This is a genomic window from Nonomuraea aurantiaca, from assembly GCF_020215705.1.
Taxonomy (GTDB): Bacteria; Actinomycetota; Actinomycetes; order Streptosporangiales; family Streptosporangiaceae; genus Nonomuraea; species Nonomuraea aurantiaca.
The window spans coordinates 48,059-68,599 of the sequence record NZ_JAIWNB010000009.1 but is presented as its reverse complement, the minus strand read 5'-3'; the positions used below and the strand labels follow the sequence as shown (position 1 = coordinate 68,599).

Below are 20,541 nucleotides of genomic sequence, written 5' to 3'. Positions count from 1 at the left end.
ACCTGTCGAGGGGGGACAGCAGAAATCATGAAATCCGGAGCAGGCCCGCAGATAGCACTAAACACGTCTGAATCGGACGAAATTGCTGTCATCCGGATGACTAGGGTGGCGGCTGTGATGGCCACCCCGTTGAAGTTGTCCCGAGGTCTGCTCTTCATCGCCGACGGCTCTCCCGCCTACGCGCGGCGCTACACGCACCAGGGCGAGGAGCCCGTGCACGCGCACAGCTTCGTGGAGATCGCCGTCGTGGTCGCCGGCACGGCCGTACACCTCTCCTCCTCGGGACGGCAGGAGCTGCGGGCCGGGGACGTCGTCCTGCTGCGTCCAGGTGTCTGGCACGGTTACGAGGACTGCGCGCGGCTCGTCCTGTACAACTGCTGCGTCGGCACCGACCTGCTCCGCAACGAGCTGTCGTGGACGCGCGAGGACCCCCTGCTGGGCTACCTGCTCTGGACCGGGCCGCACTCGTTACAGCGCCGCGGCCTGCTGACCACTCATTTGGCGGACCCTGATCTGCGTACGTGCCTCGGCTACCTGGAGGCGCTCGACGAGCTGCGCGACCGCCGCGTCCAGCGGCACCGGGCCGACGTCATCGGCTGGCTCTCGCTGTTCCTCGGGCACCTGTCGCGCACCGTCGACACCGGCCAGGACGAGGCGGCGGCCGACGGCGCGGCGACGCATCCGACGGTCATGCGCGTGGTGGGCATGGTGGAAAAGGACCTGGCCCACGACTGGACGCTGAACGAGCTGGCCGGGGCCGTCGCGCTCAGCCCCGCCTACCTGGTGCGGCTGTTCAAGTCGGCCACCGGGCTGCCGCCGATGGCCTATCTGGGCCGGCTGCGGGTAGAGACCGCGGCCGACATGCTGCTGCGTACGGAGGAGCCGGTGACGTCGATCGCCCGGGCGGTGGGCTGGCCGGACCAGAGCCACTTCGCGCGCCGCTTCAAGGCGTACTTCGGACTCAGCGCGACCACCTACCGCAACCGGTTCCGCACCTAGTTCGGTCGGGTACCCCCGGCCCCCTGATTCTGCTGGGGCCGGTCGTTGTGGGTGCCAACGGACACAGGCAGCAAGGTCGACCGTTCCGGTAGCGGGAACGACCTTCCACACAAGAGGTGAAACGCTCGGCCTCTTAATCCGCAGCGACCGGAGCGCTAGCCGAGCAGCAGGCGCGCCGGGCCGTGCAGGCCGCTCACCCGCTGTCCGGGGAAGACGAAATGCGTGGGGCTGACCGCGTCGAGGTGCGGCGCGAGCGTGCCGTACACCTCGACCTCGATGGTGTTCTCACCGTCCCGCAGCGCCGCGCCGACGTCGAACCGGTACGGCGAGCACACCCTGACCCCGCACGACCGGCCGTTGACCCGCACCTCCGCGGTGCCGCGCACCCGGCCGAGGTCCAGGAGAGCGGTGTCCGGGCGCTCGTCGAGACGGACGGTGCGGCGGTAGCGGACGCCGCCGCTGTACTCCGGCAGGCCCGAACGCTCCCAGTCGCCCAGCTCGATCGGGCCGGGCCCGGTCTCGATCTCGATGGGCCCGGTGAGAATAGCGCCGCCGGTGTGCCCGGCCTCGGTCACGACGCGGAGCAGGGCCTCGCGCGGCCCGGCCCGGCCGTCGAGGGAGACCTCCAGGCGGCCGGTGCCGTCCGCCGCCGGCCGGCCGTCGATCAGCAGCTCGGCCGCGCCGCGCAACGGCACCCGGAGGGCGGTGGCGCCCGGCGGGACCTGGAAGCGCAGCCATTCGACCCGCCCCGCCGTGTCCGGCTCGGCCAGCACGGCCGGCAGCACGACCGAGGACACACCCATCTGGTCTCCTGACAGCCAGGAGGTGCCGGGGAGGGGGTGCGGGCGGCGCGGCAGGTGCAGGGCGGCGGGGTCGCGGTACTGCGTCCGGTGGATCTCGGCCGCGACGCGCTCGCCGTCGTGCACCGCCCACCAGCCGGGCCCGGAGGTGACGCAGCCGTCGACCAGGACCGGCTCGGCGCCGTCGCCGACCCGGACGGTCACCTCGTTCGCGCCGGGTCGCAGCACCCCGGCCAGGTCGTAGCGGCGGACGCGGGCCTTGCGGTGGTCGGCGTACGGGTCGAAGCCGCCCTGCCGGCCCACCTCCACCCCGTTGACCAGCACCTGGCAGGCCGCCATCGAGGCCACCTGGAGCACCGTCCCCTTCGGCGTGAACGCGGCGGTCAGCTCGGCCGGGCCCGCCGGACCGATGATCCATTCCGGGCGTAGGTAGGGTTCGGGGTCGGTCACGACGGCGACGTGCGCGCGCAGCCACCCGTCGTCCTCGGGCACCAGCCGGACCTCCAGCAGGTGGCTGCCGGGTGAGAGGGGCAGGCGGGCCAACGCCAGGTAGCCCCGGTCGTCCAGGTCGACGTCATGGCCGTCGATCCGCACCGCCTTGGCGGCCGCGGCGCCGACGGCGAGGAACCCGTGCTCCGGCACGGTCAGCTCGGCCCTGAACCAGGCGCTCCGCCCCATGGCCACCTGGCCGAAGTCCAGGAACTCCTCCGGTACGTGCCCCTTGGGCCCGAGGTCGGGGCGGTGGATGGGGTCCTTCCTGATGCCGCGCGAGGTCGAGTACACCGCGGGCCGCCACTCCGCGCCGTCGATCCGCAGGCTGCCGTGCGAGCCGAACGTCGCGTACGCGGGCCGCCACTCCAGGCCGTCGACGCGGTGCTCGACCTCCCAGCGGTGCAGGACCGGACCGGAGTGGCCGAGGTCGCCCCAGGTGTCGTCCAGGGTGGGTACGAGCTCCATCTCCCAGCCGGTGCCGAGATCGAGCTCCCCCGTGGGGGACGCGGCCGGTTCGGGATCCACTACTTGCTCGCCCGTGAAGACGAGCAGTGCGGCGGGGCCGGCGTCGAACGGCACGACGACCTCGGTGTGCTCGCCCGCCACGGTGTACGGCAGCGCGCGCACACCGCCGCCGAACGGGTCCACCAGCAGCGGGGTCCCCGAGACGCCGCGCACTCTCACCGGCATCTCGGCGGCGTACCGGGCGGGGTCGAAGTCGATGGTGGCCGAGTCCCAGCCCTGGTCGATGCCGCGCTCACCCGGCCGTTCGACCGACACGTGGCTGGCCATCGGGAAGGTGGCCTGGAGGTAGACGATGGTGGCGCCGTCGACCTCCCGTACCAGCGGGGGGACCGGCGCCTCGACCCGGCGCAGCGGCGACAGCAGCGGACCGAGGTCGGCCGTCGTCGCGGCGAAGCGGACGCGCGAGCGCAGCGGCCCCTCCGGGCGCGCGCCGACGGCGACGACCAGCCCGCCCCGATCGGCGAACGCCAGGAGCGCCTCCTCGGTGGCCGGGTCGAGCGTCGTGCACGCGGGCAGCACGATCGCGGCGTAGGACTCGTCCGCGACCTCCAGCCGCGCGCCGTCGGACCGGCCGGGTCCGATGGTGGCCCGCTGGAGCGAGTCGTCGTCGATCACGTCGGCGTCCAGGCCGAGCCGGTCCAGGACGCCGGGAACCATCCGGAACCAGGCCATGTCGCCCACGATCTCGCGGTAGACCTCCTGTGCCCGCGCGGCCTCCGCCCCCACCCCGTCGAGCCGCGTGTCCGCCTGGGCCGTCGCGGTGGGCATGAGGACCGCCAGGTCACAGGCGTGCCGGCCCAGCGACAGCGCCGCGCACAGCCGGGTGACGGCGTCGGCGAAGACACGGTGGTGCCGCCAGTACGGCTGGCGCCAGTCCGTGGCCGGCGGTGCCCACTCCCACCACCCCGCCTTGGTCGTGTAGTAGACGGCGTGCGGGTTGTACAGGGTGGCTCCGGCCCGCAGCCAGGGCAGCAGCCAGTCGAAGGTCTCCTCCAGCGTGCCGCCCCATCCGCTGGAGTGGAACGCCTCGATCCAGGTGCGCGGCCGGTCGTACAGGTGGGCCAGCGAGGAGTGCACCCGCGCGTCACCGTGGTGGTCGGAGCCCGGCGCGCTGAACCAGCGGTGCGTGCGCGCGTAGTCGGCGTACAGCTGCACGCCCTCCACCGGATGACCGGCACGGGCCGGATCCTGCTGGTCGCAGCCGCTCAGCAGGCCGTGGCGGGCGTGCCACTCGGCGAGCGGCCGGAAGAACGCCTCCTCCGCCAGCTCGGCGCGGGTGCGCTGGTAGTCGCGGCGGATCTCGCCCGCCCCCGCGCCGTCCGACCACAGCAGCGGCAGGTGCGGGGTGAGGTCATAGCCCCGGCGCTTGGCGAACTCCTCGGTGAAGGCGTCGGACCAGGTCGGGAGCGCGGGCAACTCGTCCTGGAAGGAACCGGCGATGACCCCGCCCAGCCGGTGCCCCAGCCGGCGCTCGAACTCGCCGTGCACCCGGTCGATCAGTGCCGCGCACGCGTCCGCGGACAGGTAGTCGAAGCCGCGCGTGGTCACCGAGCCGTCGGCGGCCAGCCAGCGGCCGGCGAAGCGGGGCTCCTCGTCGACCAGCCGGGCCTGGAGGTCGGCGCCCGAGAAGCCGAGCTGGTCGTAGAACCACAGGGAGATCCCCAGCTCCTCGGCGTCGGCGCACACCTGCTCCAGCAGCGCCCACCACTCCTCGGAGAAGAACGGCGGGTCGTCGGCGTCGGAGCCGAACATCGGTCCCGACGGCGCCAGGTTGAGTATCACGAGGTTCCACACGCCGCCCTCGGCGAACCGCTCCAACTGCCAGCGCAGCCGGTCGCGTCTCAACCGCTCGCCGCTCCACCACCAGATGGCCGCGGGCGAGTACGCCCGGGGCGGGTCACGCAGGATGTCGGCGAGCGCGGCGGGCAGGGTCATGGCAGCTCCAAAGGGTACGCGGCTGCGGAAGCGGCCTAACATTGGCATGTGATTCTCACATTGTCCAGCGTTACAAAGGGGCCTTCCGGGTAACCTCCGGTCCGGCTTCTTCGACCAGTGCTGCCCAGCTCAAACGGGCCATAAGCGGCTCGGCGGCGGCTGTGTTACGTGGGCGGTGGTTTTCACATCCGGCCTGGTGGCCGGTCCGGCGCGATATATACGTTTTCTTGACGCCCTCACCAGGCGAAACACCCATCTGCCGTCACTAGTGTGCGTAGTGCGCGATGTTGATGGAGGGTGACCGGGATGGTGCTGGCGAAACGGCCGGTCGCTACTGAGGGAACACTGCGGTCGTGGCTGCTCGAAGGGCTGCAGACCGACCGCAAGCAGATCGAGCACGGCCCGCACGTGAAGCACTCGTGGTGGCGGGTGATGTGCCTGACCGGTGTCGACTACTTCTCCACACTCGGCTACCAGCCGGGCATCGCCGTGCTGGCGGCGGGGCTGCTGTCGCCGCTGGCCACGCTGTTCCTGGTGGCGCTGACGTTGCTGGGCGCGTTGCCGGTCTATCGGCGGGTGGCCGCCGAGAGCCCGTACGGGCAGGGCTCGATCGCGATGCTGGAGAAGCTCGCCCCGCAGTGGTGGGGCAAGTTCTTCGTGCTGGCCCTGCTCGGGTTCGCGGCCACCGACTTCGTGATCACGATGACGCTGTCGGCGGCCGACGCCACCGCGCACCTGCTGGAGAACCCGTTCATGCCCGACTTCCTGGCCGGGCAGCGGGTGATCGTCACGCTGGTGCTGCTGGCGGCGCTCGGCGGGGTGTTCCTGATGGGGTTCACCGAGGCGATCGCCATCGCCGTCCCGCTCGTCTTCGTCTATCTGGGACTGAACGCGGTGGTGGTGGGGACCGGGATCGTGCACGTACTCCAGGCACCGCGGCTGGTGTGGGACTGGGAGAGCGCGCTGAGCGTGAGCTACAGCAGCCCGCTGGCGATGATCGGGCTGTCGCTGCTGGTGATGCCCAAGCTCGCGCTGGGCATGTCCGGGTTCGAGACCGGCGTGGCGGTGATGCCGGTGATCAAGGGCGGCATCGGGGAGCGGATCGTCGGCGCCAGGCGGATGCTCACCACGGCGGCATTGATCATGAGCGTGTTCCTGATCTTCTCCAGCTTCGTGACCACCGTGCTCATTCCGCACCAGGAGTTCGCCGAGGGCGGCAAGGCCAACGGGCGCGCGCTGGCTTACCTGGCCCACGGCTATCTGGGCAACTGGTTCGGCACCGTTTATGACATCAGCACGATCGCGATCCTCTGGTTCGCCGGCGCCTCGGCGATGGCGGGCCTGATCAACCTGGTGCCGCGATACCTGCCCCGGTACGGCATGGCGCCGGAGTGGACCGGGGCCGTGCGGCCGCTCGTGCTGGTCTTCTCGGTCATCGCGTTCGCCATCACGATCATCTTCGACGCCGACGTCGACGCCCAGGGCGGCGCGTACGCCACCGGTGTGCTGGTGCTCATGCTGTCGGCGGCGGTCGCGGTGACACTGTCGGCGCGGACCAAAAGGCAGCACGCGGCGACGGCCGGGTTCGGCGTGATCTCGGCGGTGCTGGCGTACACGCTGATCGACAACGTCTTCGAGCGGCCGGACGGCGTGAAGATCGCCTCGTTCTTCATCGCCGCGATCGTCAGCCTGTCGGTGATCTCGCGGGCGACGCGCTCCACGGAGCTGCGTGTCACCGAGGTGCACCTGGACCCGCTGGCCGAGGAGTTCGTCAACGAGGCGTGCGGCGACATCCATGTGATCGCGAACGAGCCGCACCGGCGCGACCAGGCCGAGTACAACGACAAGCTGCGCGAGACGTGGATCACCCACCGGCTGCGCAGCAACGAGCCGGTCCTGTTCGTCGAGGTGACGGTGCCGGACGCATCGGAGTTCGAGACCGAGCTGCACGTCCAGGGCGAGGAGCGGTACGGCCACAAGATCCTGAAGATCGAGAGCTCGGCGGTGCCCAACGCGCTGGCCGCGCTCCTGCTCTACCTGCGTGACCGGACCGGCGGCATACCGCACATCTACTTCCACTGGACCGAGGGCAACCCCGTCGTGGCGATGCTGCGTTACCTGGTCTTCGGCGGCGGCGACGTGCCGCCCCTCACCCGCGAGGTCCTCCGCAAGGCGGAGCCCGACCCGGTACGCAGACCGCGCGTCCACGTGGGCTGAACCGCCCTACGGGAGGCCCGGGCGGTCAGGGGTGGAACGCCTTGAGGGTCAGCTCCACCAGGGCGTCGGCGTACTCGGGCGTGAGCGGCCCGGAACGGTGCAGCCAGCGCTGGTAGAGCGGGGCGTAGAGCAGTTCGAGCGCCAGGTCGAGGTCGGCGTCCACGGCGAACTGGCCCGCCCGTTGCGCACTGCGCAACCGCTCCTTCTTGACCTCGTCGACGGGGCCGGCCAGCTTCTCGCGGTATTGGGCGGCGAGCTTCGGATCGTGGATGATCTCCGTGTTGAGCGCCCTGATCGGCGCCTCGAAGGCCGGATCGGCGAACTCGGCGACGGTCGCCCGCATGACCACCTTGAGGTCGGCCTCGATGTCGCCCGTGTCGGGCAGCGCCAAGCCCTCGGCTCCCTCGCTGAGCGTCAGGAAGGAGTCGAAGATCACCGCGCCCTTGCCCGGCCACCACCGGTAGATCGTCTGCTTGCCCACCCCCGCCCGCGCGGCGATGGCCTCGATCGTGACCTTCGCGTATCCCACCTCGGTGACGAGCTCGCGCGCCGCGTCGAGGATCGCCTGGCGCGATCGCTCGTTGCGGCGGCCGGGGTCCGGCCGCTTCGCGTTGGACATGCCGGTGAGGATAGCAGCCTATCGAGACGAGACGTACCGTCTTGACGAGTCGCGGAGGCTGGTGCAGACTGCCACTTGCGAGACGAACCGTCTCGTCTTGAAGGTGAGGAGGTGGGGCCTGTGACGACGAGCACCCGAGTGTGGTTCATCACCGGCGCGTCCCGTGGTCTGGGCCGGGCGTTCGCGGAGGCGGCGCTGGCCGCCGGAGACCGGGTCGTGGCGGCGGCGCGCAACGTCGATCCGCTCGCGGAGCTGGCCGAGGAGCATCCGGGCCGCCTCGTAAGCCTGGCGATGGACGTCTCCGACCGCGCGGCGGTGAAGGACGGCGTGGACCGGGCGGCGGCCGCCTTCGGCAGACTGGACGTCGTGGTCAACAACGCCGGCGGGTTCCTGTTCGGCATGCTGGAGGAGGCCACCGAGGAGCAGATCAGGGCCCACTTCGACGTCAACTTCTTCGGCGCCATCTGGGTGGCCCAGGCCGTCGTCCCCCACCTGCGCAAGCAGGGCTCCGGCCACATCCTTCAGGTCACCTCGATGGGCTCCGGTGGGGGATTCGCCTCGGTCGGCCTGTACGCGGCGGGCAAGTCGGCCCTCGACTCCGTCAGCCAGGCGCTGGCGATGGAGGTCGAGCCGTTCGGGATCAAGGTCACGATCGTTCAGCCGGGCGGGTACGACACCGGACTGTTCACGGTCGGCACCACGGTGACCGAGCACCTTCCCGAGTACGAGCCCCTGCGGACGAAGCTGGCCGAGATGTGGGGCGACGACGCCGGACCCGCTCCGAGCACGGCCGCGCCCGTCATCATGGAGCTGGTCGATCTTCCTGAGCCGCCGCTGCGGCTGATCGTCGGCGGCCACTCCTATGACCTCGTCCAGCAGATGGACCAGGCTCGCACCGAGGAGTACCGCGCCTGGGAGCACCTCAGCCGAAAAGCACCAGGTTGAGCGGCCGGTGAACACCGCTAAATATCGGAAAATCCGTATATGAGACGGCCCATCCTGGGCCAGGCCGACAGCGTACGCTGCTCTGCATGCGCAGACGGGTGATCGACGACCGGTTCGAGCTGGTGGAACGGCTCGGCGGCGGCGGCATGGGCCTGGTGTGGCGGGCCTGGGACGTGGCCCTGCACCGGGAGGTCGCCCTCAAGGAGGTACGCCCGCCCGACCCGGACATGGACGAGCGCGATCCCGAGGGCGCCCGCGAGCTGCGGGCCAGGGTGCTCCGCGAGGCCCGCGCCCTGGCCCGGCTCAACCACCCGCACGTCGTGACCATCCACCACATCGTGGACCACGGCGACAGTGGCTATCCGTGGCTCGTCATGGAGCTGGTCTCCGGTGGATCGCTCCAGGAACGCCTCGAACGCGGCCCGATGACGCCGCACGAGACCGCCCGCCTCGGCCGCGAGATCCTCTCCGCGCTGCGGGCCGCGCACGCCGTCGGCATCCAGCACCGCGACGTCAAGCCCGCCAACGTCCTGCTGCGGCCGGACGGCCGGTCGGTGCTGACCGACTTCGGCATCGCCGCGGTACGCGAGTCCACCAGCCTGACCGCGACCGGCTCGTTCATCGGCTCGCCCGAGTACATCGCGCCGGAACGCATCAACGGCTACGAGGGCGACCCGTCCTCGGACCTTTGGTCGCTGGGGATGCTGCTGTACGTCGCCGTCGAGGGCCGCCATCCGCTGCGCCGGGCCACCACGCTGGCGACGCTGGCCGCGGTGCTCAACCAGGACGTGCCGCCGCCGCAGCGGGCCGGACCGCTCGGTCCCGTGCTCGGCTACGTGCTCACGCGCGACCTGGCCGCCCGGCCCGACGCCGAGACGCTGGACCGCATGCTCGCCTCGGTGACCGACGCCCCCGCGTCGATGCCGCCCGCGCCGCCGGCCTGGGCCCCGGGCCCACCGCTCCCGCAGCCGCCCATGGGCCCGCAGCCGACCGGCGGCACGCCGTACCCGCATTCGCCTTTAGGCCCGCACTCGCCTATGGGCCCGCACTCGCCCATGGGCTCGCGGCCGACCGGCCCGCAGTACGCCCAGATGAACACCAGCCCGCCGCTCCCGCGCTCGGTCACCGGCGCCACCCGCCGATCGAAGCGCGGCGCGCACCCGGCCATGGTCGCGGTGTCCGCCTCCGTGGTCGTGGTGGTCGGCGTGCTGGTGTGGACGTTCCTGCCCCCGATACTGAACGGCGACGCCGCCGGCGACCCGCGGTCCACCGAGTCCGGGCAGCCGACCAGCACCGCCACCAAATCCGGGCGGAAGCCCAAGACCACGCCCAAGGCCACCCCCGAGGACACCGAGACGGCCGCCGCCGACCCGGGCAACCTGCTGACCCCGGCCGGGATCCGGACCGCGATCGCTAAGCTGAAGCCGGTGATAGGCGGCACCAAGGTCATCAGAATGGTGATCTACCCCGAGTACGCGAGCGTCCAGGCGCCGGTCAAGGGCGAGAAGGGCGTCTACGAGAACTTCATGTACCGCGACGGCCAAGCCGCTCCCCAGATCGGGGGCAGCACCACGGACGAGGATCCGGTGGACCTGAGCAAGTTCAACTGGGACGCCCTGCCCGCCCTGCTCCGCAAGGCGGACCAATCTCTGGGCATCCGCAAGCCCACCACCCACTACATCGTCGTTGACCCCGCCTTCGCGTTCGTGGGTGCCCGCGAGTCGCTGCTGGTCTATGTGGGCGACAAGTACAACCGGTCGGCCTATCTGGTGGCCGACACCCGCGGCAAGGTGATCAAGACCAATCCGGCGTGAGCGCGATGTCCCGCTGCCGTCGCAGCGGTGAGAACACCAGCCAGAGCACCGCGAGCCACGAGCAGGTCACCGCGACCGCCAGGGTCGTGCGGGCGCCGAGCCACGCGCCGAGGGCCCCCGCCAGCAGGCCGCCGAACGGCATGGCGCCGCGGATCAGCCACCGGATGCTCGCGTTCATCCGGCCGAGCAGTTGCCCTCGATGAGCCGCCGCCGCGACAGCAGGACCGGCAGGTAGCTCTGGCAGGCGATCTCGAAGACGACGTTGATCGAGCCCACGAGGAAGGCCATCGCGTACAGGTGGACGATCGTCAGGTGGCCCAGCGCCGCCCCGACGGGGATCGAGGCCACCACCACGCCCCGCGCCACGCCGCAGCCGATCATCAGCGGGCGCTTGGCGACGCGGTCGACGACCGTCCCGGCGGGCAGCGTCATGACCAGCCAGGCGGCCGTGGCGCAGGCGGTCAGCACCCCCACCTGGAAGGTGGTGGCGCGGAGCATGGTGACGGCCACGAGGGGAAACCGCAAGCGTCGTCACCGCAGCGCCCAGGTCGCTGACGCTCTGCCCGGTCCAGAAGAGCATGAAGTCGCGATTCCTGAGGAGTGTGCCGTCCTGCTCGGATGCCTGCCGGTTGATGGTCACGTCATCGACCGTACGGAAACCGGGACGGTCGGCGCGGAGAACGCGGAACCGGCTTACTCCGGGCTGACACGTGGTCCGTCATCCTCTAGGCGGAACGGAAGGGGTGCTGGTCGTGACCGATCCTGACGGCCCTGCCGCGGGTCGCGTGCGCCCATGGAACCGGCTGGGGCTCCGGATGCGGCTCGCGCTCCTGTACGGCGGCTCGTTCTTCGTGGCCGGATCGCTGCTGCTCTGGTCGACGTACCTGATCACGGGACAGGCCCTGGACCAGCAGTTCCCCGCGAAGGCCATGAGGATCGTCGGCGAGAAGGCGGCATCCGTGCAGGAGGGCGACACCCTCAAGAGCGACATGGTCCTTGAGAAGGTGAACGTCCAGCAGCGGGCGGACGGCGTGCTCGACGAGATGCTCCGGTCCTCGGTCGTGATCATGATCGTGATCGGGGTCATCGCGTTCGTGCTCGGCTATCTGGTGGCGGATCGGGCGTTGCGGCCGTTGGATCGGGTGACGGAGACGGCGCGGCGGTTGTCGGAGAGTACGTTGCATGAGCGGATCGGGTTGCGGGGTCCGCAGGATGAGGTCAAGCGGTTGGCCGACACGTTCGACGCGATGCTGGATCGGTTGCATCGGGTGTTCGAGGCGCAGCGGCGGTTCATCGGTAATGCGTCGCATGAGTTGCGGACGCCGTTGGCGATCAACCGGACGATTTTGGAGGTGTCGTTGGAGGAGCCGGCGGCGTCGCCGGATTTGAAGGCGCTGGCTCGTGCGCTTTTGGGGACCAACGCCCGTTATGAGCGGTTGATCGAGGGGTTGCTGCTGCTGGCCCAATCAGAGCAGGAGCTCGCCATCCGCAAGAGCGTCGACGTACGCCAGGTGATTCGGGCCGTGGAGGAGCAGCTCGACCTGCAACCCCGCAAGCGGCCGGTCACCCTCCACCAGGACCTGAGCGCCGCCCTCGCGATGGGCGACCCGCTGTTCCTGGAGCGCTGCGTGTTCAACCTGCTGGAGAACGCGATCAAGTACAACGTCCGCGGGGGCGACGTGTGGCTGCGTCTGCGGCAGGAGGGTGACGAGGCGGTCGTCGTAGTGGAGAACACCGGCCCGCAGGTGTCACCGTACGAGGTGGACGACCTGTTCGAGCCGTTTCGCCGGCTGCAGGGCGACCGGGTGCGGTCGGCGCGCGGGGCGGGGCTGGGACTGTCGATCGTCCGGGCCATCGTCGACGCGCACGGCGGCACGGTCACCGCCGAGGCGCGGCCGGCGGGCGGTCTCACCGTCACCATGCGGCTGCCCCGGCTGGAACGCCGAGCGGCCGTGCGAGCCTGAGCCTAGTTAGCGGACAGTGCGCGTACGTACATTTTCCGATGCGTTGTATGCCCTCTATGTCTACTGTCTGCCGCATCGAGCGCCGTCCAAGCAAGGTAGGTTCATGCGCGCGCTGACCGTCCTCCTCTCCACCGTCCTGGTTTCCGCGACCCTGGCGGCCCCCGCGACCGGCCTCGCCGCCACGCGACCCGCGGCGGCCACGGTGGACGTGGTCTATCAACGGGCCGACTTCGCCGCCGGTACGCCCGAAGGGACGGTCATCGGCGAGGGCCTGTCGTTCGGCGCCCCGGCCGGCACCACCACCTACACCGACGCGCTCGGCACCAAGAGCTGGGAGTACGCCCGCTGGACCGGCCCGGAGCGGCCGATCGGCTTCCCCGCCACCCAGCTGATCGCCTCCTGGACCGCCGACCTCCCGGCGGGCAGCTGGTTGCAGGTCGAGGCGCGCACCCGTCACACGGCCGGGCTGAGCAAGTGGTACGTGCTCGGCCGCTGGGCGTACGGAGAGGGCGACATCCGCCGCACCTCGGTGTCCGGGCAGGCCGACGCCGACGGCACCGTCTCCGTGGACACGTTCGTCGCGGCGGCGGGCAAGCAGGTCAACGCCTACCAGCTACGCCTCACCCTGTACCGCACGCCCGGCTCCGTCGTGACGCCGACCGTACGGACACTGGGCGCGATGGCCTCGAACGTGCCCGAGCGCAAGACCGTGCCGGTCAGCCCGGGCGGCGGCGCGTGGGGCACCGAGCTGGCCGTGCCGCGCCGTTCCCAGAACGTGCACGAGGGGCACTACCCGGAATGGGACGGCGGCGGTCAGGCCTGGTGCAGCCCGACCTCGACCACGATGGTCCTGGGCTACTGGGACAAGTGGCCCAGTGCGGAGGACACCTCCTGGGTCGACCCCTCCGATCCCGATCCGGAGGTCGACTACGCCGCCCGCTTCTCCTACGACCACGCCTACCAGGGCGCGGGCAACTGGCCGTTCAACACCGCCTACGCCGGACGCTACGGCATGGACGGCTTCGTCACCCGCCTGCGGTCGCTGACCGAGCTGGAGCGGCTGATCACCGCCGGAATCCCGGTCATCACCTCGCAGTCCTTCAAGAAGGGCGAGCTGCCGGGCGCCGGGTACGGCACCAACGGGCACATCATGGTGATCGTCGGCTTCACCGCCGAGGGCGACGTGATCGCCAACGACCCCGCCTCCGCCGATGACGACGCCGTGCGGCACGTCTATCCGCGGGCCGCGTTCGAGAACGTCTGGCTCCGCAGCTCCAGCAGCGGCGGCATCGTGTACGTCATCCACCCGCCCGGCCACGCCCTGCCCGCGACCACGCCGGGGTTACCCGCCAACTGGTGACTCTCAGGACGCCCTCCGGTAGCGGTCGAGGGCGGCGCGGGCCTGCGTGGTGATCGTGTCGATCACCACGGCCGCCGGTTCGATCGAGTCGACCAGGCCCACGCCCTCGCCCGCGAGCAGCGCCATCTCCTCCAGGTCGCCGGTGGTCAGGCCGCGCATCGGGACCAGGAACGAGAACTTGCGCATCTCCACGGGCTCCCCGTTGACCACCGTGTGCCCGATGACCTCCAGCCCTGAGGTGTCGCGCGGCACCTCGTCCGCCCGGTCGTGCCATTCGCGGACGACCCGGTTGCGCAGCACCCGCGCCGGATTGAACGCCGGATGCTCCGGGCCGAACACCGGCGTGCGCGCGGTGTCGGTGCCCCGTGCCGTCACCAGGCGGCTCTTGTAGCCCTCGTGCGCCGCCGACTCGGTCGTGGCTACCAGCCGCGTACCGATCCAGGCGCCGTCGGCCCCGAGCATGAGCGCGGCGGCCAGCCCCCGGCCGTCCGCGATCCCCCCTGCGGCCAGGACCAGCGCCGGGGCGACCGCGTCGACCACCAGCGGGACCAGCGCGAACGTCGGCAGGGTCGCGTAGTTGTGCCCGCCCGCCTCCAGCCCCTGCGCCACCACGACGTCCACCCCGTCGTCCACCGCCCGCTTGGCGTCGTCCACCGAGCCGACCTGCTCGAAGACGCGTACGCCCGCGCCGTGCAACTGGCCGATCCAGCTCTTCGGCGGATGCCCCCAGTGGAAAGACGCCACCGCGACACCGGCCGCGCAGACCGCGTCGATCTGCTCGGGCTTGGCGAAGGGGGTGACGAAGTTGACGTTGAACGGTCCGGTCGTGCCGGCCCGTACCGCGCCGATGGTCTCGACCATGGCGGCGGTCGGCATCAGCCCCACCCCGAGCGACCCCAGCGCGCCGGCGTCGCTCACCGCGACGGCCAGCTCCGGCAGCATCCCGGCGAACGCCATGCCGGCCTGCGCGATCGGGGTGGTCAGACCGTACGCCTCGGTGAAGCGGGTCCGCAGTTCCATGTGGGCGCCTTTCCCCTGTGTGGCGATATCTCCTGACAAAGGGGCGTTCCATGCCGTTCCAAGTGGACACATCCGACCTATTGACTCGCCTGACTCGCAGTGGTCATATCAAGAAATATTAGGAAAGTTTATTAACGAGCGCACGTCACAGGGAGCTGCGCCATGTCCAGAACGGTGCCTGTCTTAGGCATACTCGCCCTACTGGCGACACTATTGATCGGAGGTATAGCGCAGGCGGCAACAAACCGCTATGAGGCGGAGGCCGCCACCATCTCCCAGGGCGTCCTGGAGACCACCCACACGGGCTTCTCCGGCAACGGCTACGTCAACGGCGACAACGTCTCGGGCAGTTACCTGGAGTTCGCCGTCACCGCCCCTTCGGACGGCAGCGCCACCCTCGACCTGCGCTACGCGAACGGCACCACCACCAACCGCCCCGCCACCATCGCGGTCAACGGCACGGCGATCGCCACCGGCCACGCGTTCACCAGTACGGGCACCTGGGACACCTGGACCACCGCCACGCTCACCGCGACGCTGCGAGCGGGCGCCAACACGGTCAGGGTCACCGCGACCACCGCCAACGGCAATCCCAACCTGGACTTCCTCGACGTCACCGCCTCCAGCACCCAGGACATCGCCTACCAGGCGGAGAGCGCCGTACTCTCCCAGGCGGCGGTGGCCACCAACCACACCGGCTTCACCGGCACCGGCTTCGTCGACTACGTCAACACGACCGGCGGCTACGTCGAGTGGACCGTGAACGCGGCCGAGGCGGCCACCGCGACGCTGACCCTGCGCTACGCCAACGGCACGAAGGAGAACCGCCCACTCGACATCTCGGTCAACGGGACCGTGGTCGCGGCCGGCAAGGCGTTCAACCCCACGGCGAACTGGGACACCTGGGTGGACCTCGCCATCACCGCCCCGCTCAACGCCGGGGCGAACACGGTCAGGGCGACCGCCACGGCCAGCACCGGCGGCCCCAACCTCGACAAGCTCACCGTCTCCGGTCCCATCGACTCCCACCCGCCCACGGCCCCCGGCCAGCCGAGCCAGACGGCCATCACCTCGGCGAGCGTCACGGTGACCTGGGCGGCCTCGGCCGATGACGTGGGCGTCGCCTTCTACGACCTGTTCGGCGACGGGCGCGCGTGCGGCACCGTCTCGGGGCAGACCACCACGGGCACCTGTACGGGCCTGAGCGCCGACACCGACCATGTCATCCACGTCGTCGCGCGGGACGCGGCCGGCAACACCTCCCCGCCGAGCCCCGATCTCACCGTCCACACTCCCGTCGCGCAGAACCCGTACGGCGACCCGTACCTGGTCTCCATGTTCGACGGCACCACGCTGAACGGCTGGACCCCGCACGCGGCGGCCGGCTGGACCGTGCGCGACAACGCCATCCACGGCACCGGTACGGCGGGCCGAGGCTGGATCTACTACAACAAGCAGCAGACCGGCACGTTCCGCTGGATCTTCAGCGTCCGGCAGGTGTCCGGCGACCACGCGCCGACCGTGCTGATCTGGGGCACCACCACGCCGATCAGGGACGCCCTCAGCGCCATCCAGTTCCAGCCGCCCAACGGCGGCCACTGGGACTACCGCCCCGGTCACAACAACGGCGGCGGCAGCCTGTTCACCCAGTTCCCGCACACCAAGTGGGACATCCACAACTGGAGCCAGTGCGAGCTCGTGGCCAACCAGAGCACCGGCGAGGCGAAGATGGCCTGCTGCCCGATCACCGCGGGCACGCCCACGTGTACGGCGGTGAAGGTGCTGGCCTTCAAGGACACCACCGCCGGGCAGGCCGGACCGCTGGCCATCCAGATCCACAACAGCGGCATCCAGGACGAATACCGTGACCTCTACCTGGAGTCCCCGGTGGTGGTGAACCCGGACGGCTTCATCACCACGGGCTGACCGGACGGCGTCCCGGCTTCCCGATCACCTCGGGAAGCCGGAGACCCGAGGGATCCTCTCCTTAGGGCGGCGGGCGCTTCTCGTCCCCTACCTAGGACGGCGGCCCTTCGCTCGGGTCAGGACGACGATCGCCCCGGCCGCGGCGGCGAGAAGTGCCACACCGCCGACCGCCCACGGCAGACCGCCGCTCCCGCCGCTCCCGCCGCTCCCGCCGCTCCCGGCGAGAGCGGCCGCGGGCTCGGCGGTCACCGGCTCGGATGCGGGCTCGGCAGCCGCGGACTCGTCGGCTGTGGAGTCGGTGGGTCCGGGCTCGGACGGTACCGGCTCGGACGGTGCGGCGGCGGCCTTGGCGGTGCCGAAGACCACGTCGGAGCAGGAGTAATAGGTGTCCGGCGTGTCGGAGTTCTGCCAGATCGTGTAGATCAGCTGACGGCCGCTCTTACCGGCGGGCAGCCGCCCTTTCATGACGTACGAACCGTCCGCCATCGCCGGGTCGGTGACCTTGAGGAAGGGCTGCTTCTCCAGGTCGGACCACTTGAGCGCGCGAGACGGGTCGTAGCCGTCCGTCGTGACGTACAGCCGGAAGGTCCCCTTGTGCGGGATCGTGCCGCGATATTTGAAGGTGAAGCCCGCGCCGGCCGTCAGCCGGGTGGCGGGCCAGTCGGCACGGGCGAGGTCGAGGCCGCCGAAGCCTTCGATGCCGCCACTGCACAGCTTCCCGTCGGGGATCACCTCGCGGTCCCGGCCCGCGACGTCCGCCACCCTGAGGTTGTCCCACTCGTCGGGCAGCGCCGTACCGCTCACCGCCAGGGCGGCCGTGCAGGCGGGGGACTTCTTCGACAGCGGGCTGTCGGCGCCGCAGGCCGCCGCCCGGCTGAGCGGGTTCTCCAGCGCCCCGTGGGCACTGGCCGGTCCGGCGGGCAGCACCAGCCCGCCGGCGAGCAGGCCGAGCGCGGCGACGGCCACACCCGCGATCCGGCGACGACGCACGCCCACGTGGCAGACCTCCTCGGCTCGCGACAACCCGTCCTGCGTACAGGTACGGGCGGCCGGCCACACCGGTTCACCCGAGCGACTTGTCCGGAGCCGGCGGAGAACTCCGATCGGCTGACCGGAGCGGCCGGAGAGCCGCGATCGGCTATCCGGACTCGGCGGAGAACCGGTAGAACTCCTGGAGGACCCGCGCGGCCGCGTCCTCGCCGACCTCGGGGCACACGTACCCGCCGGCCGCGATGTGCGCGCACAGCTCCGAATCCGGCCGCAGATGGTGGGCGCGCAGGTAGTAGGTGACCGTGTCGGTCCAGACGTACGTCCCGTCGGTGCGGAAGCTCAGCGGCACCACCTCGCCACGCTCCGGTTCGACCCGGTCCACGTCCAGCCCGGTGGTGCCCAGGATCGGCGTGCCCGCCTCCAGGTAGCCGGCCAGGCGTTCGCGTTCGTGCGGGCTGTCCACCAGCGGATGTCCGGGTTCGAAGTACGGCACGCCGTCCCGCACGCCGTCGAACACCCGAGCGACCACGATCATGGCCTCTTCCTCTCCGTGCTGTACCTGCCGAGCTTCGCCTGCGCCTGGTCGAAGGCGGGCGGGTGGGAGCCGCCGAAGTGGTGGACGGGCTCATGGGACAACGGCACGTCACCGGTCGCGTGGTCGGCGATCTGGTACAGGCGGTCGAGCACCTCGTCGTGCCACGCCTGACGACCCAGCCGCTCGAACTCCGGCCGCAGTGCCTGGATCCGCTCGGTGAACACGTCGATGTCCTCGCGGGTGAGCTGGTTGTCGATCCACTCGCCGTCGTCGTCCATGTAGTGCCAGGCGAAGTCGTTCTGGGCGTACTCGATCTTGTCCAGGCCGAACGAGAAGGACCTGCTGAGATCGATCCCGCCCACGCCGTCCTTCCCGTGCGCGAGCCAGTTGCCGCCTCTGCGGTCGGTGTTGCCGATCAGGGCGTCGAGCAGGCCGAGCCGCCTTCCCCCCGTGCTTTCGTGGAAGGGCAACAGCTCGCCCCTGATCTCGGACGGGTCGACACCGTGCATGAACTGCATGTAGACGGCGTCCCGGTTGAACGGATCCCTGATGACGTGCGGCACGGGGGCGCCGATCATCCGCCCGACGAGGGAGGCGAGCAGGTCTTTTTTCACCGTGACGTGCCCATAGAGATGAAGTTTCCGGATCAGGACGGTGCCGTCGCGGAACCGGACCGTCTGCACCACTCCATGCTGGCCACTGTCCAGGAACTGGGGCTGCGGCTTCTCCTGCTCCAGCTTCGCCTTCAGCGTCTCCTCGTTGAGCGCCCCCCGCGGAAGCTCGGGGCTCGGCCGGGCCATGTCCGCCGGGACGGTCGGCTGCTGGTGCGGCTGCTCTGGCCGGGTGGTGTGCCACTGGCCGTCGTCGCGGAAGATCGGCCGGCCGTCGGCGCGGTATTGGGGGATGCTCCCGGTGTGCGCCTGCCGGTCGGCGCCGATGTAGACCAGCTTGTCGGCCGCGAGGATCTCCCGGCCGGTGAGGTCGGCGAGCTGTCGCACCGCGACGCGACTAAGGTCGAGGTCGCAGCCCAGGAGGCGCAGCTTGGCGGTGGGGTCGGCCCGTATGGCCGGATCGTGGGCGAGCATGGTGCCCACGTCGCGGCTCGACAGCCGCTCGTCGCCGATGTAGAACCCGTGGCGGTCGGTGCGGATGCCCACGTTGATGACCCCGGGCGTCTGCCGCAGCAGCCGCATGTCCGCGCTGGGCATGACCGCCCGGCCCGGATCCCGGTACCAGACGCCCGCGGCGACCTCGTGCCGGCTCTGCCGGATGAGCTCCCGGTGCCTTGGCGTGAGCACCGGCACGGCCGTCCCGCCGCCGCCGGTTTCGGCCCGTCCGGTCCCCTCGGGCGGCGGCCGGCCCGGGCCGTCGTGCGGGTCCTGGCCGAAGTGGTACGCGGGCGCCTTCTGATCAGTCGCACGCCGGGTGCCCTCCAACCGGGTGCCCTCCAGCCGCGGGGCCTCTCCCAGGCGTGGCACGCGCAGGCCGTCGGCGGCGCGCGGGCCCGCGTAGCCCGCCCGGCCGTCGATGCCGCCCACGAAGCCCGCCACCGCCGCCTTGGCCAGCATCTCCGGAGTGAGCTGGCCGCTCTCGTAGAGCATGGGGATCGAGCCGATCACCGAGGCCACACTGCTCTGGGTCGCCACTCCGCCCACGGTCTGGGTCAGGAACGCGGCCACCCGCTCGCGCGCCGTCAGCTCCTCCTTCAGCACGACGCCGCCCAGCAGCCGCGGACCGCCGATCTTGGCGATGATCCCGCCCAGCCCGGCGAACGCCAGCCCGGTCAGCAGCCCGCCCTCCACCGCCGCGGCCGTCTTGCCGCCGTCCCATTCGTCGCGCTTGCCCTCGGCGAACTGCCAGAGCTGGGTGCCGCCGTCCAGGCCGACCATGAACGCGATGCTCAGCAGCAGCAGCTTGGCGATCGTCCGGACGTTCAGTCGGGCCATTGAGCAGGCGGGCCCGATGGACAGGAACGAGGCGCCGCCTGTGGCGGGCCCGAACGCGTAGGACCGCAGCAGCAGGAAGGCCAGCAGGATCAGGCAGAGCGCGATGTACTTCTGCGTGTAGTCGGTGTCCAGGCCGTATGCCTCGAGCTGTTTCGCCGCCGTCTCACAGGCCTTGGCCAGCTCCTCCACGTACGCGGGATCATCGGTGGTGAACTTCTCCCAGTAGCCGCACAGCGCGGTGGCCGCGGGGCCGACGGCGTAGGCCAGCACGTGGTCGAGCGCTTCGTCCCCCTGGTCGCCCGCCGTGCGGCACATTCCGGCCGCACTGCGCAGGTCGGCGGCTCGCGCCAGGCTCTCCTCGCCGTCACCCTCCGGGTAGTCCATGCCGACGACCCAGCCGAGTACCGGTTCCACGTACGGGAACGCGGGGCCGAGCAGGGCCTTCAGATCCACG

Annotated in this window: 15 protein-coding genes; 7 read left to right on the top strand and 8 right to left on the bottom strand. The window is 70.8% G+C overall.

Annotated features, from left to right (window positions below):
- The first annotated feature begins 117 nt into the window (after positions 1-117).
- A complete protein-coding gene (locus LDL49_RS22250; RefSeq protein ID WP_225293056.1) occupies positions 118-999 on the top strand; it encodes an AraC family transcriptional regulator in 882 nt (293 codons plus the stop codon).
- Positions 1,000-1,154: 155 nt separating this feature from the next.
- Here LDL49_RS22250 and LDL49_RS22245 read toward each other — a convergent pair whose 3' ends face one another.
- On the bottom strand, positions 1,155-4,751 hold the full coding sequence (locus LDL49_RS22245; RefSeq protein ID WP_225293055.1) for a glycosylhydrolase-like jelly roll fold domain-containing protein: 3,597 nt from the start codon (positions 4,749-4,751) through the stop codon (positions 1,155-1,157).
- A 306-nt stretch (positions 4,752-5,057) separates the two neighbouring features.
- Here LDL49_RS22245 and LDL49_RS22240 point away from each other — a divergent pair, with 306 nt between their 5' ends.
- A complete protein-coding gene (locus tag LDL49_RS22240) occupies positions 5,058-6,968 on the top strand; it encodes an APC family permease (RefSeq protein WP_225293054.1) in 1,911 nt (636 codons plus the stop codon).
- Positions 6,969-6,993: 25 nt separating this feature from the next.
- On the opposite strand, the gene LDL49_RS22235 is transcribed toward LDL49_RS22240, so the two are convergent.
- Complete coding sequence (locus LDL49_RS22235; RefSeq protein WP_225293053.1) at positions 6,994-7,587, bottom strand: TetR/AcrR family transcriptional regulator; 594 nt, start codon at positions 7,585-7,587, stop codon at positions 6,994-6,996.
- A 120-nt stretch (positions 7,588-7,707) separates the two neighbouring features.
- On the opposite strand from LDL49_RS22235, the gene LDL49_RS22230 reads away from it, so the two are divergent.
- Together LDL49_RS22230 and LDL49_RS22225 are read left to right on the top strand one after the other, a co-directional pair.
- Positions 7,708-8,532, top strand: coding sequence for an SDR family NAD(P)-dependent oxidoreductase (locus LDL49_RS22230; RefSeq protein WP_225293052.1), 825 nt, complete (start codon positions 7,708-7,710; stop codon positions 8,530-8,532).
- An 86-nt stretch (positions 8,533-8,618) separates the two neighbouring features.
- Positions 8,619-10,346 carry a serine/threonine-protein kinase gene (locus tag LDL49_RS22225; protein WP_225293051.1) on the top strand — a complete coding sequence of 576 codons (1,728 nt, stop codon included), beginning with the start codon at positions 8,619-8,621 and terminating at the stop codon, positions 10,344-10,346.
- Here the strand turns inward: LDL49_RS22225 and LDL49_RS22220 are convergent.
- Together LDL49_RS22220 and LDL49_RS22215 are read right to left on the bottom strand one after the other, a co-directional pair.
- On the bottom strand, positions 10,327-10,524 hold the full coding sequence (locus LDL49_RS22220) for a hypothetical protein (RefSeq protein WP_225293050.1): 198 nt from the start codon (positions 10,522-10,524) through the stop codon (positions 10,327-10,329). The genes LDL49_RS22225 and LDL49_RS22220 overlap by 20 nt on opposite strands.
- Positions 10,521-10,871 carry an MFS transporter gene (locus LDL49_RS22215; RefSeq protein WP_225293049.1) on the bottom strand — a complete coding sequence of 117 codons (351 nt, stop codon included), beginning with the start codon at positions 10,869-10,871 and terminating at the stop codon, positions 10,521-10,523. Before LDL49_RS22215 ends, LDL49_RS22220 begins: the two co-directional genes overlap by 4 nt.
- 227 nt (positions 10,872-11,098) lie before the next feature.
- Here LDL49_RS22215 and LDL49_RS22210 point away from each other — a divergent pair, with 227 nt between their 5' ends.
- Both LDL49_RS22210 and LDL49_RS22205 read left to right on the top strand, forming a co-directional pair.
- The gene (locus LDL49_RS22210; protein WP_225293048.1) at positions 11,099-12,310 is read left to right on the top strand and encodes a sensor histidine kinase; all 1,212 of its coding nucleotides are present in this window, start codon (positions 11,099-11,101) and stop codon (positions 12,308-12,310) included.
- A 103-nt stretch (positions 12,311-12,413) separates the two neighbouring features.
- On the top strand, positions 12,414-13,670 hold the full coding sequence (locus tag LDL49_RS22205; RefSeq protein ID WP_225293047.1) for a C39 family peptidase: 1,257 nt from the start codon (positions 12,414-12,416) through the stop codon (positions 13,668-13,670).
- A 3-nt stretch (positions 13,671-13,673) separates the two neighbouring features.
- Here the strand turns inward: LDL49_RS22205 and LDL49_RS22200 are convergent, their stop codons facing one another.
- Entirely contained in the window at positions 13,674-14,690 is a 1,017-nt protein-coding gene (locus LDL49_RS22200) for an NAD(P)H-dependent flavin oxidoreductase (protein ID WP_225293046.1), read from the bottom strand.
- A gap of 213 nt (positions 14,691-14,903) precedes the next feature.
- Here LDL49_RS22200 and LDL49_RS22195 point away from each other — a divergent pair, with 213 nt between their 5' ends.
- Positions 14,904-16,616, top strand: a complete 1,713-nt coding sequence (locus tag LDL49_RS22195; RefSeq protein WP_225293045.1) for a CBM35 domain-containing protein — start codon at positions 14,904-14,906, stop codon at positions 16,614-16,616.
- A gap of 87 nt (positions 16,617-16,703) precedes the next feature.
- On the opposite strand, the gene LDL49_RS22190 is transcribed toward LDL49_RS22195, so the two are convergent.
- From LDL49_RS22190 to LDL49_RS22180, 3 genes are all read right to left on the bottom strand, one after another.
- The gene (locus LDL49_RS22190) at positions 16,704-17,612 is read right to left on the bottom strand and encodes a lytic polysaccharide monooxygenase auxiliary activity family 9 protein (protein WP_225293044.1); all 909 of its coding nucleotides are present in this window, start codon (positions 17,610-17,612) and stop codon (positions 16,704-16,706) included.
- 142 nt (positions 17,613-17,754) lie between these two features.
- A complete protein-coding gene (locus LDL49_RS22185; protein WP_225293043.1) occupies positions 17,755-18,141 on the bottom strand; it encodes a hypothetical protein in 387 nt (128 codons plus the stop codon).
- Positions 18,138-20,540, bottom strand: a complete 2,403-nt coding sequence (locus LDL49_RS22180) for a WXG100-like domain-containing protein (RefSeq protein ID WP_225293042.1) — start codon at positions 20,538-20,540, stop codon at positions 18,138-18,140. Before LDL49_RS22180 ends, LDL49_RS22185 begins: the two co-directional genes overlap by 4 nt.
- Position 20,541 lies beyond the last annotated feature (1 nt).